This is a genomic window from Candidatus Phaeomarinobacter ectocarpi (assembly GCF_000689395.1).
Lineage (GTDB): Bacteria > Pseudomonadota > Alphaproteobacteria > CGMCC-115125 > CGMCC-115125 > Pyruvatibacter > Pyruvatibacter ectocarpi.
In genome coordinates this window covers 2,665,355-2,680,490 of sequence record NZ_HG966617.1, presented here as the reverse complement: position 1 = coordinate 2,680,490, position 15,136 = coordinate 2,665,355, and the positions used below count along the sequence as shown (strand labels likewise).

The window sequence follows — 15,136 nt, the reverse complement described above, 5'->3', positions numbered from 1 at the left end:
GAAACAACCCATCCTAGGGGACAGGCGTTATGAGTGTTGCAGAAACCATCCAGCAAAAACTAAACAATGCGCTTTCGCCGACCCGGCTGGATATCACAGATGACTCCGCCCGGCACGCAGGACATTCCGGCGCAGCCCAGGCGGGCGAATCGCATTTCAAGGTAACCGTCGTGTCTGACGCTTTTGAGGGAAAGTCCCGCATTGAGCGTCACATGTTGGTGAATGAGGCGCTGGCAGAAGAGCTGCGCGGTCCCATCCATATGCTTCAGATCAAGGCGATAACGCCTGCTGAAGAATGGCAATAGCGTTTACTCAGCGACCTGCGCCTTGCGCGGCGGCGTGATCTTGATCGCTGTAACCTGGTTGCGGTGGCGGCGCAGGACCTGAAATTTGTAGCCATAAAACGAAAATGTCTGGCCAACCTCAGGGATTGTCTGGGCTTCGTGGATAACGAGGCCGGCCACGGTGATGGCTTCCTCTTCTGGCAGTTCCCAGTCCAGGGCCCGGTTCAGGTCGCGCACGGCGAGCGTGCCGTCCACATTGCAGGTGCCGTCGGGCTGCGGGCGCAGGCCTTTGACTTCCACATCGTGCTCATCGGAAATCTCGCCAACGATCTCCTCGATGATGTCTTCCAGCGTCACAAGACCCATCATGCTGCCGTACTCATCCACAACCAGAGCAAAGTGCGATTTGCGCCGACGGAAGGCGTTGAGCTGTTCGACTAGTGAGGTCGTTTCAGGCACAAACCAGGCTTCTGTCGCCAAGCCTTTGATATCCAGCTCGGTGGGGTCACCGTCATGAGAAATAAGCGCCCGCAACAGATCCTTGGCGTGGAGAACGCCGACGATGTTGTCGGGATCTTCTTCCCACAGGGGGATGCGGGTGTAGGGGCTGGCCAGGACCTGTTCAACGATGTCCTTGGGGTCGTCGTCAAGGCTCAGTGCCTGCATGTTCTTGCGGTGGATCATCACGTCGTCCACCTCCAGATCGCGGAGGTCCAGAATCCCACCGAGCATATGGCGGTCATGGCTGCCCATGCCGCCTTCCTTGTGGTGCAGGTCGATGGCGCCGCGTAATTCCTCGTGAGCAGACAGCACTTCTGCACCGTCTTCGATGTTCGCACCAACCATACGCAAGGTGCGCCGGACGATGAACTGCACGGCAGCCGTAACCGGGGCAAAGGTAAATACGGCGATGCGAATAAGAGGCGCCACGGCCAGCGCCATACGGTCTGGATTGGTAATGGCATACGTCTTTGGCAGCACCTCAGCGAAGATCAGCACCAGGGCCGTCATGACCAAAGTGGCGTAGACCACGCCTGCTTCACCAAACAGATCGAGAAAGACACTGGTGGCAATGGCGGACGCCAGAATATTGACGAGGTTGTTGCCCAGCAGGATCGCGCCGATCAGCCGTTCGCGAAACTCTATCAATCCGTTGACGACGCCGGCGCGTTTTGAGCCATCGCGTTCAAGGGCGTGCATGCGCGCGCGACTGGTCGCTGTGAGCGCTGTTTCAGAGCCTGAAAAAAATCCAGAAAAGATGAGGAGGAAGAAAACAGATCCCACAGAGATCAGTATGGATGTTTCACTCACGCGGCCTGCCTCTTTGATAGCACTTGTGCCACCTGATCCATGTCTACATCACTTGCAATGAACGACTTACCGATGCCGCGCGTCAATATGAATGTAATCTTGCCGCCCGACACCTTTTTGTCCTGACCCATCAGCCGGATCAGTTCCTGAGTGTCGGGAACACTCAGGCTGTTGCGCTTTTCAAGGTCACTGATGCTTGCGGGCAGGCCGGTCGCGCGCATATGCGCCTTGGCGCGCGCCGCATCGTCAGCGGGGCACAGGCCCAGATGCACGGAGACATCAAACGCTATGCCCATGCCTGCAGCCACGGCTTCGCCGTGCAGCAGGTCGCCGGAGTAGCCTGCGGCGGTTTCCAGCGCGTGGCCGAATGTGTGGCCGAGATTGAGCAGGGCGCGCTGGCCGTCTTCGCGTTCATCGGCCGCCACAACGCGGGCCTTGGCGGCCACGCTATGGCGCACGGCTTCGGCGCGCAGGTCCTGGTCACCGTCAATGAGTGCGGGCCCGTTTTTTTCAAGCCATTCGAAGAAATCGAAATCGTCAATGAGGCCGTACTTCACCACTTCGGCATAGCCAGCGCGCAGGTCACGCATGGTCAGGGTGCCGAGCACGCTTGTGTCTGCGAGGACCAGCCGTGGCTGATGAAAGGCACCAATCAGGTTTTTGCCCTGTGGTACATCGATGGCTGTCTTGCCGCCAACGGAGCTGTCCACCTGCGCCAGCAGCGTTGTCGGGATCTGGATGAAGTCCACGCCTCGCCGCAGGACGGCAGCTGCGAAGCCGGCCAGATCGCCGATGACACCGCCGCCAAAGGCAATGACCATGTCCGTGCGCTCGACGCCTGCATCCATCAGTGCGGACAACAACTCCTCGAGATGTTTGAAGCTCTTGGTTGCTTCGCCGGGCGGCAGAATGATCGGCCCACACTCAATGCCGCTGGCCTCCAGGCTTTGGGTCAGGGTCTCAAGGTGGAGGGCCGCAACGGTTTCGTCGCTAACGATGGGCACATAGGGGCGTTTGAGCAGCGGTGAAATGGTTTCACCGGCGCGTGCAAGCAGGTCCGCGCCGATGAGCACGTCATAGGAGCGGTCGCCAAGGCTGACGGGAACAGTGTGGGTGTTGGTCATGATGGCAGCCATATGGTCGTAAAAGCGCGCTGCGTCCAGCGGATTGGTAAATGGCCGGTCACTTGAGGGGCTCCAGAAGCTCCATCAGGCGGTCCACCACGTCTTCATGAGGGCCATCGCCGGTCTCAAGCGTCACGTCTGCCTCTGCATAGACGGGGTTGCGCTCACGCATGAGCTTTTCCATCACCGCGCGCGGATTATCCGCCTTGAGGAGCGGGCGGGTCGGGCGTTTGCCGACACGGCGCATCAAGACGTCCAGATCAGCCTTGAGCCAGACCGAAATGCCACGGTCTGCCACCGTGGCGCGGGTTTCGGGATCCATAAAGGCTCCGCCGCCGGTTGCCAGCACCTGTGACCCGTTGGCCAGAAGCCGGGCAATGACCTTGCGCTCGCCGTCACGGAAGGCTGGCTCGCCATGGGCTTCAAAAATCTCAGGGATGCTTAGGCCTGCGGCGGCTTCCACTTCGGTGTCCGCGTCCACGAAGGGCAGGCCCAGACGGTTGGCCAGTCGGCGGCCGACCGTGGTTTTGCCAGCGCCCATTAGTCCAACAAGAACAATGGCCTTGCCGCCAAAAGGCTGGTCAGAGCCATCGCTTGCGCCGTCGCTAGAAGGAGAGGGCGTCGCAGGTGCGTGTGTGGTCTCAGAGGGCATTTCGTCCGTGTCGGGTGCTGAAGGCTACAGGATCAATCGAACCAGCAATCTATGCCGAGACGAGGGGTGAGCGCCAGATATGCCGTAATTCGGCCAAATCACCGATCTAAGAGGTGTGTGGAGTGTAGGTGATTGCGCCCCGCATGATATGGTTCATGAATGTGAATTGATGATTTGGCAGGCTGGGTCCTGTGATGTCGACGTTCCATTTGAACAAAAGCAAAAAGGCCCCGGATTTCCATGACCGCGTTGCGCATTCTTCTTATCGTTCTTGTTTTGCTCGGCGCCGGTTTTGCGGCGCTGGTTGTGATGGGCTCCAGCCTTGAACCCCAGACGGCCACCGTGGAAGTGACCCTGCCTGATGACAGCTTCGCCGAATAAAGTGTCGTCCAAGACACTTGGGCTTGTGACCGCGCTTACGCTTGTTGCAGGCGCGTGGAGCATAGGCGCGATGGCACAGCCGGTGCCGCTTGATGGCAGCCCGCCAGCAACACCGCCGCCCGGCCAAAGTCTCACTGAACAGCTTCTTGATCCCAATCAAACACCGCTGGCACGCTCCGACGGCCCACGGTCATTGTTGCCCCCGTCCGGTGCGGCATCGCCAGGCGCGCAGGATGGTGCACTTCCACCGGAACTCGCAGCGCCGGAAGTGTTTGGTGACAGCACGCCGGACGTGTTCTTTCCCTCCGGTGAGCGGGTCGTGGTCCCGCCTGTTCAGCGATCACAATCCCTTGCAGCGCGACCCGGCGAAGAAGGCACAGGCATCGAAGTGTCGCGGTTGTCCAGTGTGGCGGATGAAGGCATCGGCCTTATTGGTCCCGTCGAAGGGGGGCTGTCACCCATGTTGTGGGCCGGAAGCCGCCGGTTAATCGTTGAAGATGGTCTGGCTGCATTGACGCCGCCCCCGCGCTCTGCGGCCATCGGAAATCTGTTTCGACGGCTTTTGATTTCGCGCGGAGATTTGCCTCAGGGCGCCAGTGGTGGCCGCTCTATTTTGGGGCTTCGGCTTGCGGCGCTCTATGGCGCGGGCTTTGGCCTAGACGTAGATCGTCTGGCGGGTCTTGTGCCTGCCGGAGACCTTGCCGCGCAGACAGCGACACCTGCCGCGAAGGCTGCTTTGTCGCTTGATCTCACAGACAAGGCGTGTGGGTATCTCACACGGCTGCCAACTGAAGGTGATGCGGGAAATGACTATGCCCGATTTGCCCTTGAGTTGGGTGCCCTGTGTCAGGCGCGGGCAGGCATGGACATTGCCGCTTTGCTGTCTGTTGATCTGGTGCGTGAATATGAAGTGGGGGACACGGCTTTTGTGGCGCTCGCCACGCGCGCGGCCGGTGGACCGGCGCTTGACGTGCCGGACGACGAAATTTTCTCAAGCCTGCATCTGGCATTGGCGCGGGAGGCCGGTGTTCCTCTTGAAGCAGGCATTGTCGCGCGCGTTGAGCCCGCATTGTTGACGCCCCTTGCCAACGACAAGGGCTTGCCGTGGGAGGATCGTCTGGATGCCGCAGAAGCAGCAGCTGCGCGGTCGTTGCTTTCAGCCCGTGATCTGGCCGAGATCTATCGGCAGGCCATTGTTGCGGGGGCGGGCGACAGCAATCCGCGCGTAAGTGCGTTTGCTGTTTCCCTTGAAGCGCCGGACCAGACAACACGCCTTGGCGCCATCGCGTCCGCCTTTGATGAAACGCCGGTTGATCTGTGGCCAGCCACATTGCCGGCCTTTGCGGGTTCGTTGCGCGCCATTGCACCAACAATGGCGCATGCGGACAATTCAGTGTTCATGACTGAAGCGCTGGCTTTGCTTGGTGATGCTGCCCGGGCAGATGGGTGGATCGGTATCGCAACAACAACCGAGCCGGGTGAGATTGCCCGGCTTGAGACGCTGGTGCGCATTGCCACACCTGCGCAATCGTCATTTGTCCTGCCATGGAACCCGGACGTGGCCCTGCGCTCCATTGAAGTGCGTCTTGGGGAAGATGACCGGGAAGCCAAATGGCTGACAGCATTTGAGATGCAGGCCCTGGCGTCCCTTGGTGTGCCTGTGCCGCAGGTCGTGTGGGCGCAGTTTGACGATGCTGAAATGCCCGGTGTGCGCCTTGACGAGCAGGCGCTGCGTGCTTTGCGGATTGCAGCGCAGGACAGGCGGGCAGGTGAAGCGGCCCTCGCGACACTCACCGCCTTGTCGTCCATCGAAAGTGACGGCGCCTTGGCCCAGACCGGTCCAGCTGACCTGACGCCTGGGTCACTCGCCGCCATCATAACGGCCTTGGTACGCTCGGGCCTTGAAGAAGATGCGCGGCGCATTGCTGTTGAGGCCCTGATTGTGCGGGCGCATGGCGAAGGCTAAGGGCAAAGCCGCAAACCGACGACTGCGCGGGCCCGGGGCCCATTTGGCGGATGCCTTTCTTGAAATGCTGGTGGCTGAACGCGGCGCTGCTGCAAACACGCTCACCGCCTATGCTCATGACCTTGATGAGTTTGCGCGGTTTGTAGCGCCGGGTGGCGTGGGCGACGCAGACAGCGGGCAGGTGCGGGCTTATCTCGCTTCGCTGGCCGACCAGGGGCTGTCGGCGCGGACGCAGGCGCGTCGATTGTCTGCGCTCAAGCAATTCCATCGTTTTTTGTTGGGCGAAGGTCATCGCGATGATGATCCGACCGGCGTTGTTGATGCTCCAAGGCTTGGTCGTCCCCTGCCCAAGACATTGAGCGAGAAAGACGTCACCCGGCTGCTTGAAACAGCCCGTGAAGCAGCTATCGCGTCTGAGGGTTCGGCCCGTGGAAAGGCATTGCGGCTGCTGGCGCTTGTTGAAGTGCTGTATGCCTCCGGCATGCGGGTCAGCGAGCTTGTGGGGCTGCCGCTCGCAGCAGCGCGTGGGAACGACCGGGTCCTGCTGATCCGTGGCAAGGGCAACAAGGAACGCATGGTGCCGCTGACGCCGGCAGCCTTTGATGCGATCCGCGAGTGGATACCTGCGCGCACGCTTGCATTGTCAGCGCGCAATCAAGAGAGCCGCTGGTTGTTTCCCGGCACCGATCCCGATCAGCACATGACACGGCAGCGGCTTGGGCAGTTGTTGAAGCAACTGGCGATTGATGCAGGTGTGGATATGACAGCGGTCAAGCCGCATGCCCTGCGCCATGCCTTTGCAACGCACCTGCTGGCCAACGGCGCTGACCTGCGGTCCGTGCAGCAGATGCTGGGCCATGCGGACATCTCGACAACGCAGATTTACACGCATGTGCTGGACGCCCGCATGGCAGCGCTTGTGCAGGATCATCATCCGCTGGCCACACGAAAACGAAGCTGACGTAGGGGCAGCAGGGTCCCGGCTGTGACTGGTTGACGACGTTGGGCCGGTAACGCATGACTCACTCCACCCTTTTGAGTTTCAGCCAGTCCGGAGCCTTCCGCCATGAGCTTCACGTCCATTCAGGCCGCGCCATCCCGTCTCAACCGCTCTCAGTTGTTTGTGCCGTGCTCCAGCCCACATTTCTTTGCGAAGGCTGCTCAGGGCCCTGCTGATGTCATCTCCTTGGACCTTGAAGATGCGGTGGCCCCTGACGACAAGGTGGATGCCCGCGCAAAGGCCGTGAAGGCTCTCAATGAAGAGGATTTCGGCGACAAGACGCTCTCGCTGCGCATCAATGGGCTGGATACCCATTACTGCTATCGCGATGTGGTGGACATCATGGAGCAGGGCGGTGAGCGGCTGGACCTGATCATGATCCCCAAGGTCGGCACCGCGTCAGACATCTATGCCATCGATATGCTGGTGACGCAGATCGAAACCGCGACATGCCGGAAGAAGAAACTTGGGCTGGAAGTGATCATCGAAAGCGCCATGGGTCTGGCCAACGTCAATGAAATCGCTGCGGCGAGCCCACGTCTTGAGGCGCTGCATTTTGGCGCCGCTGACTTTGCAGCCTCTATGGGTATGCGCACGACGAACATCGGTGGGCCGAACCCCGATTACGGCATTCTTCTGGACCCGGACGAAAACGGGCAGCGGGATTTCCACTGGCAGGATTTGTGGCACACACCAATGATGCAGATGATTGCTGCTGCGCGGGCCAATGGTCTGCGCCCGGTGGACGGGCCGTTTGGCGATTACTCTGATCCGGATGGGTATCGCGCGCAGGCGCGTCGCTCGGCCATTCTTGGCTGTGAAGGCAAATGGGCAATTCATCCAAGCCAGGTTGCGCTTGGCAATGAGCTCTATACGCCGCCTGCCGATGACGTGAAGCAGGCCAAGCGGATCTTGAAGGAGATGAAGGCCAGTCAGAAGGCCGGTGCGGGAGCCGTGTCTCTGGATGGCAAGCTGATTGATGCGGCGTCCATCAAGCAGGCCAATGTGATTGTGGACAAGGCCCGTGAGATTGCGCGTCGCGAAAAAGCCAAAAAGGCCTAAGTCACATCAGGCGTTGCCCAGCGGTGGGTCCAGCAGGCGTTGCAGCTTGTCCGGATTGCGCATGATGTAAAGCGCCGCAATGCGCCCGTCTTCCACATCGATAGAGTAGCTGACCTCAATTTTGCCGTCGAGCGTGATGTAGAAGCCGGGCCGGTTGTTGATGCGCAGGGCTTCGATGTCGCCCTTCATGGCGTCCTTGTTCGTTGCAATGTGGGCGGTGAGCTTGGCCACTTCTTCCGCACCGCTGACCACACGCAGGGCGGCGGTCGCTTTGCCACCTCCATCTGATGTCAGGCTGGCATTGGGGGTGAGCAACCGTGTCAGGGTCGAGATGTCTCCGGCCTGAGCCGCTGCTGCGAACGCCAGCAGCAATTCCTCGTGTTCCTCGTCTGACGCTTCAAACCGGGGGCGATTGCTGCGCAGGCGTGTCTTGGCGCGCGACACCATCTGACGACAGGCGTCTTCGCTTTTGCCCAGTGTTGAGGCGAGATCGGAATAATCCATCTCGAATGCCTCGCGCAGCAGGAAGGCCGCCCGCTCCTCCGGTTTGAGGGTTTCAAGAACCGACATCAGGGCAAGCGAGACGTCCTGCGCCAGTTCAACAGCGTGACCTGGGTCGTCAGGTGTTGGTGTCGGCATGTCAGTTACCACCGGTTCTGGCAGCCACGGGCCGACATATGTCTCCCGGCGTGTTTTGACCTTGCGCAGATGGTCGATGGAAAGTCGTGCCACGGTTCGCGAGAGCCATGCCTTGGGATTGATCACGTCTGACGTGTCCGCGCGGTTCCAGCGCAGCCACGCGTCCTGCACGATGTCCTCAGCCTCCGCGCGGCCGCCTGTCATGCGATAGGCGAGCCGCAGCAGGTCCGGGCGGACCTGCTCGAAGGCGTCTGTTTCTTCAGCCATGGTCATGCCGCAGCTTTGGCTCCAAGGCGGTGCGCGTCAACGTCATGCTGGTTGACGGTTACCTTGAGGCAGGTTTCACCAAAGCCAAGCGTTCGCTTCAGCGAGGGATACACCTGGCCGGCCGCAATGACGGCGGCCATGTCAGCAAGGCTCTTTTCGCCATAGAGCTTGATGACTTCCTCGCGCATCTCACCTGCGTTGTAATCCGCATTCACCACTGCGTGCGTGAACCGGTACACCAGCGCGAGGTTTTCCGGCAATGCATTGAGATCACCTGACACGGCGGCACTGAGAACGCTTGCCGATACGCCCGCTTCTGCGGCGATGTTCACCGTGATCTGCGTGCAGGGGCCGCAATCGGCATGCAGTGTGCTGACGATACCTGCGACGGCACTGGCATCCGCAGGCAGCACCTCGCGGCCGGTGGCAAACCACATGAACCCGAAGGTGAATCGCCGAAATGCAGGGCGCGAGACATGCCAGAGATAGCGGACATAATCGAAACTGTAGTCGTAGCGTTTTTCCATCTTGCGCAGGCTACGTTCAGCGAACCATGAGATGGGACCAATGTTCTGTGTCATGTCATACTCCTTGAAAGAAAGTGAAATGGCCCAAAACCGGGCGATTTTCCCTAAAGACGGTCCTTTCAACGGGTTTGTGACACTCCCATATGAAAATTCACTGGCGCAGGCGCGCCCGGCTTAAGCCTCGACGTGCGAATTTGTTGACAATCCAAGGGTCCCGCGCCAGTTTGCCGCGTCTTCATCAAAGGGTCGCAAACACTTCCAATGCATAGTTATCTCGAGTTTGAAAAGCCGGTCGCAGAGCTGGAAGGCAAGGTCCAGGAACTTCGCCGGATGGCGGCAGAAGACCCGACCATGCAGATTGGCGACGAGGTCGTGCGTCTTGAAACCAAGGCGTCGCAGTTGCTGACCGATACCTACGCGAAGCTGACGCCGTGGCAGAAGACACTTGTGGCCCGTCATCCAAACCGGCCCCACTTCAAAGACTATGTGAGCCGTCTGATCACGGATTTCACCCCGCTTGCGGGTGACCGTTCCTTTGGTGAAGACCATGCGGTGGAAGGCGGCCTTGGCCGTCTCAATGGGCGCCGAGTCGTCGTGATCGGTCAGGAAAAGGGGTCCGATACCCAGTCCCGCCTGAAGCACAATTTTGGCATGGCAAACCCGGAAGGCTATCGCAAGGCCGTCCGTCTGATGTCGCTGGCCGAGCGTTTTCAGATGCCGGTGATCACGCTGGCGGATACGTCCGGTGCCTATCCGGGCAAGGATGCTGAAGCCCGCGGCCAGGCTGAAGCCATTGCGCGCTCCATCGACCGGTCGCTGTCTCTCAAGGTGCCGCTCATCTCCGTCATCATTGGCGAAGGCATGTCCGGCGGCGCGGTAGCCATTGCAGCCGCCAACAAGGTGCTGATGCTAGAGCATTCGATTTACGCGGTGATCTCGCCGGAAGGCTGCTCATCCATTTTATGGCGCTCTTCGGACAAGGCACAGGACGCGGCCGCGGCGATGCGCATCACCGCGCAGGATCTGCTGTCGCTTGGTGTCATTGACCGCATTCTGCCTGAACCGATTGGCGGCGCGCATCGCGAAACGGCGCAGATCATTTCTGAGGCCGGTAAAGCGATTGAAGAAGAGCTGGCCGCTCTTGCCCCCCTGTCCGGTGACGAGCTGGTTGCGCAGCGTCGCCAGAAGTTCCTGGCGATGGGCCGTGAAGGCATCGCCTAAGCGGTTTTGATCTGGCCTGCGCCTAGATTTTTCCAAGCAACTCGCGGAAGGCGTCCTGGACGTCACGCGTGAAGATTTCCGGTTCTTCCAAGGCCGCAAAGTGGCCGCCTTTTTCCATGAAGCGCCAGCGCTTTATGTCGTAGCAGCGGCTGCCCCAGCTTTCCGGCGTGCGGGGCAACACATCCATTGGGTATTCTGAATAAGCTGTTGGCACCGTCACCCGTTCGCCGGGCTTGAGCTTGTCTGTGCGTTCCATCGGTCCGGCTTTGTAGAGCGTGTTGGCGGAGTTGATGGTGCCGGTGAACCAGTAGATGGAAAGCTGGGTCAGGATCATGTCCATGGGAAAGCGCTGATCCATACCTTCGTAGGGATGGGATTTTTCGGTGTCGCCCAGGCGGTAGTATTTATCTGCCAGCCAGCCGGCGAGGCCTGCCGGGCTGTCCGTTACAGCAAAGGCCAGCGCCATGGGCTTGGTGCCCTGGATGACGCGATAGCCTTCCTCCTGCGCCCACCAGCCGCGCATGTTCTTGATCCAGTCAGCTTCTTCCTGTGTTACCGGCTCGCCGCCGCCTGAAATGGCAGGGCGCAGCGGCAACATGGTGAGGTGGATGGCATCCAGCTGGTCGCCGTGTTGGAGCGCGAGCCGTGACGTTACGTAAGAGCCCCAGTCGCCCGCCTGCGCGCAATAGCGGTCATAACCCAACACCCGTGTCATCAGGCAGTGCCACAACTCGGCGATTGCGGATGGTCCAACCGGTGTGCGCGGCTTGGAGGAAAACCCGAAGCCCAGCAATGAAGGGACGATCACGTCAAATGCGTCTTCTTCCCTGCCACCGAACCTTTCCGGGTGAGCGAGGGGTTCAATGACGTGCTCGAATTCAGCAAAGGTTGATGGCCATCCATGGGTCAGGATCAACGGGCGCGGGTTTTTGCCGGAGCCGCGTTCATAGATGAAATGGATCTGGTGGTCTTCGTCCGGCAGACCCAGATCATCGCCCGAGATGGTGGCGCGGAAATGGTCAAACCGGTTGAGCCGCGCTTCAGCCGCGCGCCAGTCATAGTCGTCGCGCCAGTACTCAATCAGCCGTTCCATGTAGGAAAGGTTGGTGCCGTAGTCCCAGCTGTCATTGCCGTCCGGCTCGTTGGGGAAACGGGTATTGGCGAGCCGCTGCTTCAGGTCAGCCAGTTCATGGTCAGCGACTGAAATGGTGAAGGGATCTGCAGCGATACTGGGGTGCATGGGTCCTGCCTCTATTCTGTGGGCGCCTGTTTCAGAAATGCCATGACGTCGGCAACGAAGGCGTCTGGTTGTTCCAGGGCCGCGAAGTGGCCGCCTTTTTCATGGTCCGTCCACTGAACAATGTTGCTGTAGCCGGCTTCCACCATGCTGCGCGGTGGCCACGAATAGACGGTGTCACCGGGGAAATTTGCGATGCCTGTGGGGATGTCGATTGTCTCGCCTGGCGGCAGGTTGACGCCGCCTTCTTCAAACACGCCGCGATACATCCACGTGGCGGTATTGAAGGTGTCAGTCGCGACGTAGAGCATCAGATTGGTGAGAAGGTGGTCCTTGGTGAAAGCGCTTTCGATGTCACCATTCTTCACGTCACCCCAGGTGTAGAATTTTTCGAGTATCCAAGCTGCCTGACCGACAGGCGAATCCGACATGCCCATGGTCAGTGACAGCGGCTTGGTGCCCTGTATCTGCAAATACGCCGTCTCAAACAGCTGCATGCCGGCTGAATGCTGCATCCATGCCTGATCTTCTTCCGTCTTTGGTTCCATGTGCCCGCGCACACCCAGAAAGTTCAGGTGAACCGCAAGGCAGCCGCCCTGTTTGTCCTTGCTGTGATCAAACGCTATCCAGCCGGAAATGATGGCGCCCCAGTCACCGCCCTGGGCGATGTAGCTTTCAATGCCCAGGGCATCGCGCATGAAGGCATTCCAAAGCGCTGCAACAGCGCGTGGGCCCATGGGCTTTTGCGGGCGACCTGAGAAAGCGTAACCGGGAATGGACGGGGCGATCACATCCCGCCCGTCTGCTTCCTCGCCGCCATAACTAGCCGGGTTGGCGATGCGGTCGAGAACATCAACAAACTCGAAAAAGGATCCTGGCCACCCATGGGTGATCAACAGGGGTGGGTTTTTCGGGTTGGAGCCTTTGATGTGCACATAGTGGATGTCGATGTCGTTCACGGTCGCAATGAATTGCGGCAGCGTGTTCAGCTGAGCTTCCCAGTGGTGCCAGTCATAGCCGTCCAGCCAGTACGCACAGAACTCCTTCAGATAGTCCTGGTCCGCACCGTAAGACCACCCATCCCCTGCGTCTTTGCCTTCCGGCACATCGATCCACTCGAAGTCGCGCACCTTGCGGGCGATGGCGTCGAGCTTGGATTGCGGTATCGAGATGGTGAAAGGGGTAGGCATACTCATCTGTGATTTCCCTGCTGGCCATTTCCCAAAACACAATCAGGAAAACGTGGCGCGGCATTATGGCAGGGAGGGGAAGGTCTTCAAGCGCTTAGAGCTCGACGCGCTCTGCATCCTCATGATTGCCGGCTCGATTCACTTCCTGAGCCGACACGGCCTTGAGTTTCTGTGCGCCCTTTACAGGGGGGAAAGTGAATTCGTTCTCAACGGGCTTGAGTGTCTTGATGTCGAGGATCGTGCGCGACAACAAGGAACGGTCTTTCATTGCGCCGCCAAGGTTGGAACGGCTGTTGGCGTGGGTCCATTCAAATGCGCCGATCACGTAGATCACATCTTCAGTTGCCTGATTGATGAAGGGCAGTTGCAGCATTTCCAACTGAATCATTTCCCCGGCAAGGGTGTTCGTATTGCTGTGCGAGTGGATGACCATCGGGTGAAGAAATTTGGCGCGCTGCATGTCGGCCAGTTCATCCTGCTCGGAGCCGTTGAATACCTTTGAGACCACCATGCCCGTCAGATCAATGCCGATCAGGCGTTCGATGTTTCCACCAGCATGAGCCACACGTACAGAGCCATCCGGTGACTTGAACTGGATACAGATACTTTTGCCGATATTCGGATCGCGGATGAAAGTGGTTGCGCCAATGCGGGGAACCGCATGCCTGTCGCGGCGCCCACGCCATATGTCCAGAAGTGTCTGATTGCCGGTTGTGAGGCGTATCATCTGATACTGGGTCTCCTAGCTTGACCCAGCCAGCCTAAACCTATGCGGTTAATGGGGTGTATATAGGGCGCACGATCCCCCTACCGTTTTTCCGGGGAAACCCCTAGAGTTAACGCCAGAACGGCACAAAACTGCCGCGGGGCCTTCGGGCCCAACATTGCTGGGGTCAGGTCAGTCTTCCGTCAGGAGGGCCTGTTTGTCCCCGTGGGGAGAGACAATTGACCGACACAACGCAGAATGGCGCTACGCCCGCTGTTGAGATTACGCCTGCCTATCGACGCTACGCCCTCTTCATTCTGCTGCTGGCTTATGTGTCCAGCTATGTGGATCGGCAGATCATGGGCGTACTGCTTGAGCCTATCCGTAACGAGTTCCTGCTCACGGATACCCAGATGGGTTTTCTGGGCGGCATTGCCTTTGGCATCTTCTACGCAACGTTGGGCATTCCCATTGCCTTCCTCGCGGACCGCTGGAGCCGTCGGAACATTATCTCAGCTGCGGTCACGGCCTGGAGCTTCATGACTGTTGCCTGTGCGTTTGTGGTAGGCTTTTGGTCTCTCGCCTTTGCGCGCGTTGGCGTTGGCATTGGTGAGGCTGGGTCCAGCCCGCCCTCTCACTCCATGATTGCGGATCTCTACCCGGCGGAAGAGCGGTCGGGGGCATTGGCGATTTACGCGCTGGGCGTTTACATCGGCATCATGCTCGGCTTCCTGGTTGGTGCGTATGTGGCGCATGACTATGGCTGGCGGATGGCGTTCATCGTCGTTGGTGCACCCGGTCTTCTGATTGCGCTGCTTGTGCGCTTTACCCTTAAAGAACCGCCGCGCGGTCACTCGGACGGCACGGCGCCGGCTGAAGTTGGTCCCATCGAGTGGGCTGCTGCCAAGGCACAGGTCAAAGAGGGTTTTGCCCATCTGTGGCAGGACAGAGTTTCCCTGCACGTGGTTATCGGGGTGACGCTGGTTTCTTTTGTGGGCTATGGCGGCGCTTATTGGGGTGCTGCCTTCTTCATTCGTAGCCACGGCATGTCGTTGATCGAGGTGGGTCAGTATCTTGCGGCGGTTATTGGCGGTGCCGGCGTCATCGGCGCCATTACCGGGGGACGTCTGGCGGACAAGCTGGGCGCCAAGGACCCGCGGTGGACGATGTGGATCGTGGCCTTTGCCAAGTTCATTGCGGCACCCATCATCGTGTTCTTCTTCCTTGAAATGGACACGAGCACTGCGCTGATCATCTACATCCCGACAGTGCTGTTGGGGGCCTTCTATCTTGGTCCATCATTCGCCATGATCCAGACGCGCGCGCCGGTGCATATGCGGGCGCTTTGTTCTGCGATCATGTTGTTCATCCTCAACATCATCGGTCTGGGCCTTGGGCCCCAGGCTGTGGGTGTGCTGAGTGATGCGCTTGCGCCAACCTATGGGCAGGAGTCCTTGCGATATGCCTTGCTGCTGCTGTCTTTCATCAGTGTGTGGGGTGGTTATCACTACTATTTGGCAGGCAAGCACCTGGTCAGTGCAGACGCCAAGTAGCCTATTCATCCGGGGG

General features: G+C 59.5%; 15 protein-coding genes. 7 read left to right on the top strand and 8 right to left on the bottom strand.

Annotated elements, in window-relative coordinates; translation table 11 throughout:
- Positions 1-29: 29 nt before the first annotated feature.
- A complete protein-coding gene (locus BN1012_RS12790) occupies positions 30-305 on the top strand; it encodes a BolA family protein (RefSeq protein WP_043949900.1) in 276 nt (91 codons plus the stop codon).
- A 3-nt stretch (positions 306-308) separates the two neighbouring features.
- Here BN1012_RS12790 and BN1012_RS12785 read toward each other — a convergent pair whose 3' ends face one another.
- From BN1012_RS12785 to BN1012_RS12775, 3 genes are read right to left on the bottom strand one after another with little or no spacing between them, the layout of a single operon-like run.
- A complete protein-coding gene (locus BN1012_RS12785; RefSeq protein WP_043949899.1) occupies positions 309-1,595 on the bottom strand; it encodes an HlyC/CorC family transporter in 1,287 nt (428 codons plus the stop codon).
- Complete coding sequence (gene aroB, locus BN1012_RS12780) at positions 1,592-2,719, bottom strand: 3-dehydroquinate synthase (RefSeq protein WP_043951063.1); 1,128 nt, start codon at positions 2,717-2,719, stop codon at positions 1,592-1,594. Before aroB ends, BN1012_RS12785 begins: the two co-directional genes overlap by 4 nt.
- A 58-nt stretch (positions 2,720-2,777) precedes the next feature.
- Entirely contained in the window at positions 2,778-3,371 is a 594-nt protein-coding gene (locus tag BN1012_RS12775; RefSeq protein ID WP_043949898.1) for a shikimate kinase, read from the bottom strand.
- A 240-nt stretch (positions 3,372-3,611) separates the two neighbouring features.
- On the opposite strand from BN1012_RS12775, the gene BN1012_RS17645 reads away from it, so the two are divergent.
- From BN1012_RS17645 to BN1012_RS12760, 4 genes are all read left to right on the top strand, one after another.
- Positions 3,612-3,752, top strand: a complete 141-nt coding sequence (locus tag BN1012_RS17645; RefSeq protein ID WP_171815968.1) for a hypothetical protein — start codon at positions 3,612-3,614, stop codon at positions 3,750-3,752.
- Positions 3,733-5,718 (top strand): hypothetical protein, encoded by a 1,986-nt coding sequence (locus BN1012_RS12770; protein ID WP_145973467.1) that lies wholly within the window; start codon positions 3,733-3,735, stop codon positions 5,716-5,718. Before BN1012_RS17645 ends, BN1012_RS12770 begins: the two co-directional genes overlap by 20 nt.
- Before the next feature lie 22 nt (positions 5,719-5,740).
- Positions 5,741-6,679 carry a site-specific tyrosine recombinase XerD gene (locus BN1012_RS12765; protein ID WP_420887299.1) on the top strand — a complete coding sequence of 313 codons (939 nt, stop codon included), beginning with the start codon at positions 5,741-5,743 and terminating at the stop codon, positions 6,677-6,679.
- A gap of 105 nt (positions 6,680-6,784) precedes the next feature.
- The gene (locus BN1012_RS12760; protein ID WP_043949896.1) at positions 6,785-7,780 is read left to right on the top strand and encodes an HpcH/HpaI aldolase/citrate lyase family protein; all 996 of its coding nucleotides are present in this window, start codon (positions 6,785-6,787) and stop codon (positions 7,778-7,780) included.
- A gap of 6 nt (positions 7,781-7,786) precedes the next feature.
- On the opposite strand, the gene sigJ is transcribed toward BN1012_RS12760, so the two are convergent.
- On the bottom strand, positions 7,787-8,692 hold the full coding sequence (gene sigJ, locus BN1012_RS12755; RefSeq protein WP_043949895.1) for an RNA polymerase sigma factor SigJ: 906 nt from the start codon (positions 8,690-8,692) through the stop codon (positions 7,787-7,789).
- Positions 8,689-9,267 carry a hypothetical protein gene (locus BN1012_RS12750; protein ID WP_052535264.1) on the bottom strand — a complete coding sequence of 193 codons (579 nt, stop codon included), beginning with the start codon at positions 9,265-9,267 and terminating at the stop codon, positions 8,689-8,691. The genes sigJ and BN1012_RS12750 overlap by 4 nt, the downstream gene beginning before the upstream one ends.
- Positions 9,268-9,474: 207 nt before the next feature.
- Between BN1012_RS12750 and BN1012_RS12745 the strand changes: the two genes are divergently transcribed.
- The gene (locus BN1012_RS12745) at positions 9,475-10,434 is read left to right on the top strand and encodes an acetyl-CoA carboxylase carboxyltransferase subunit alpha (protein WP_043949894.1); all 960 of its coding nucleotides are present in this window, start codon (positions 9,475-9,477) and stop codon (positions 10,432-10,434) included.
- 22 nt (positions 10,435-10,456) lie between these two features.
- On the opposite strand, the gene BN1012_RS12740 is transcribed toward BN1012_RS12745, so the two are convergent.
- The 3 genes from BN1012_RS12740 to BN1012_RS12730 form a co-directional block, all read right to left on the bottom strand.
- Complete coding sequence (locus BN1012_RS12740) at positions 10,457-11,674, bottom strand: epoxide hydrolase family protein (protein ID WP_043949893.1); 1,218 nt, start codon at positions 11,672-11,674, stop codon at positions 10,457-10,459.
- An 11-nt stretch (positions 11,675-11,685) separates the two neighbouring features.
- Positions 11,686-12,867, bottom strand: a complete 1,182-nt coding sequence (locus BN1012_RS12735) for an epoxide hydrolase family protein (protein ID WP_052535261.1) — start codon at positions 12,865-12,867, stop codon at positions 11,686-11,688.
- 88 nt (positions 12,868-12,955) lie between these two features.
- Entirely contained in the window at positions 12,956-13,588 is a 633-nt protein-coding gene (locus BN1012_RS12730) for a PAS domain-containing protein (protein WP_043949891.1), read from the bottom strand.
- A gap of 218 nt (positions 13,589-13,806) precedes the next feature.
- On the opposite strand from BN1012_RS12730, the gene BN1012_RS12725 reads away from it, so the two are divergent.
- Positions 13,807-15,120, top strand: a complete 1,314-nt coding sequence (locus BN1012_RS12725; protein WP_052535258.1) for a spinster family MFS transporter — start codon at positions 13,807-13,809, stop codon at positions 15,118-15,120.
- Positions 15,121-15,136: the final 16 nt, after the last annotated feature.

Bases quoted from the DNA above. Each gene is read 5' to 3' on its own strand.
- BN1012_RS12790 (WP_043949900.1), top strand. From the start codon at position 30: ATGAGTGTTGCAGAAACCATCCAGCAAAAACTAAACAATGCGCTTTCG.
- aroB (WP_043951063.1), bottom strand. From the start codon at position 2,719: ATGACCAACACCCACACTGTTCCCGTCAGCCTTGGCGACCGCTCCTAT.
- BN1012_RS12775 (WP_043949898.1), bottom strand. From the start codon at position 3,371: ATGCCCTCTGAGACCACACACGCACCTGCGACGCCCTCTCCTTCTAGC.
- BN1012_RS17645 (WP_171815968.1), top strand. From the start codon at position 3,612: ATGACCGCGTTGCGCATTCTTCTTATCGTTCTTGTTTTGCTCGGCGCC.
- BN1012_RS12770 (WP_145973467.1), top strand. From the start codon at position 3,733: ATGACAGCTTCGCCGAATAAAGTGTCGTCCAAGACACTTGGGCTTGTG.
- BN1012_RS12760 (WP_043949896.1), top strand. From the start codon at position 6,785: ATGAGCTTCACGTCCATTCAGGCCGCGCCATCCCGTCTCAACCGCTCT.
- sigJ (WP_043949895.1), bottom strand. From the start codon at position 8,692: ATGACCATGGCTGAAGAAACAGACGCCTTCGAGCAGGTCCGCCCGGAC.
- BN1012_RS12750 (WP_052535264.1), bottom strand. From the start codon at position 9,267: ATGACACAGAACATTGGTCCCATCTCATGGTTCGCTGAACGTAGCCTG.
- BN1012_RS12745 (WP_043949894.1), top strand. From the start codon at position 9,475: ATGCATAGTTATCTCGAGTTTGAAAAGCCGGTCGCAGAGCTGGAAGGC.
- BN1012_RS12740 (WP_043949893.1), bottom strand. From the start codon at position 11,674: ATGCACCCCAGTATCGCTGCAGATCCCTTCACCATTTCAGTCGCTGAC.
- BN1012_RS12735 (WP_052535261.1), bottom strand. From the start codon at position 12,867: ATGAGTATGCCTACCCCTTTCACCATCTCGATACCGCAATCCAAGCTC.
- BN1012_RS12730 (WP_043949891.1), bottom strand. From the start codon at position 13,588: ATGATACGCCTCACAACCGGCAATCAGACACTTCTGGACATATGGCGT.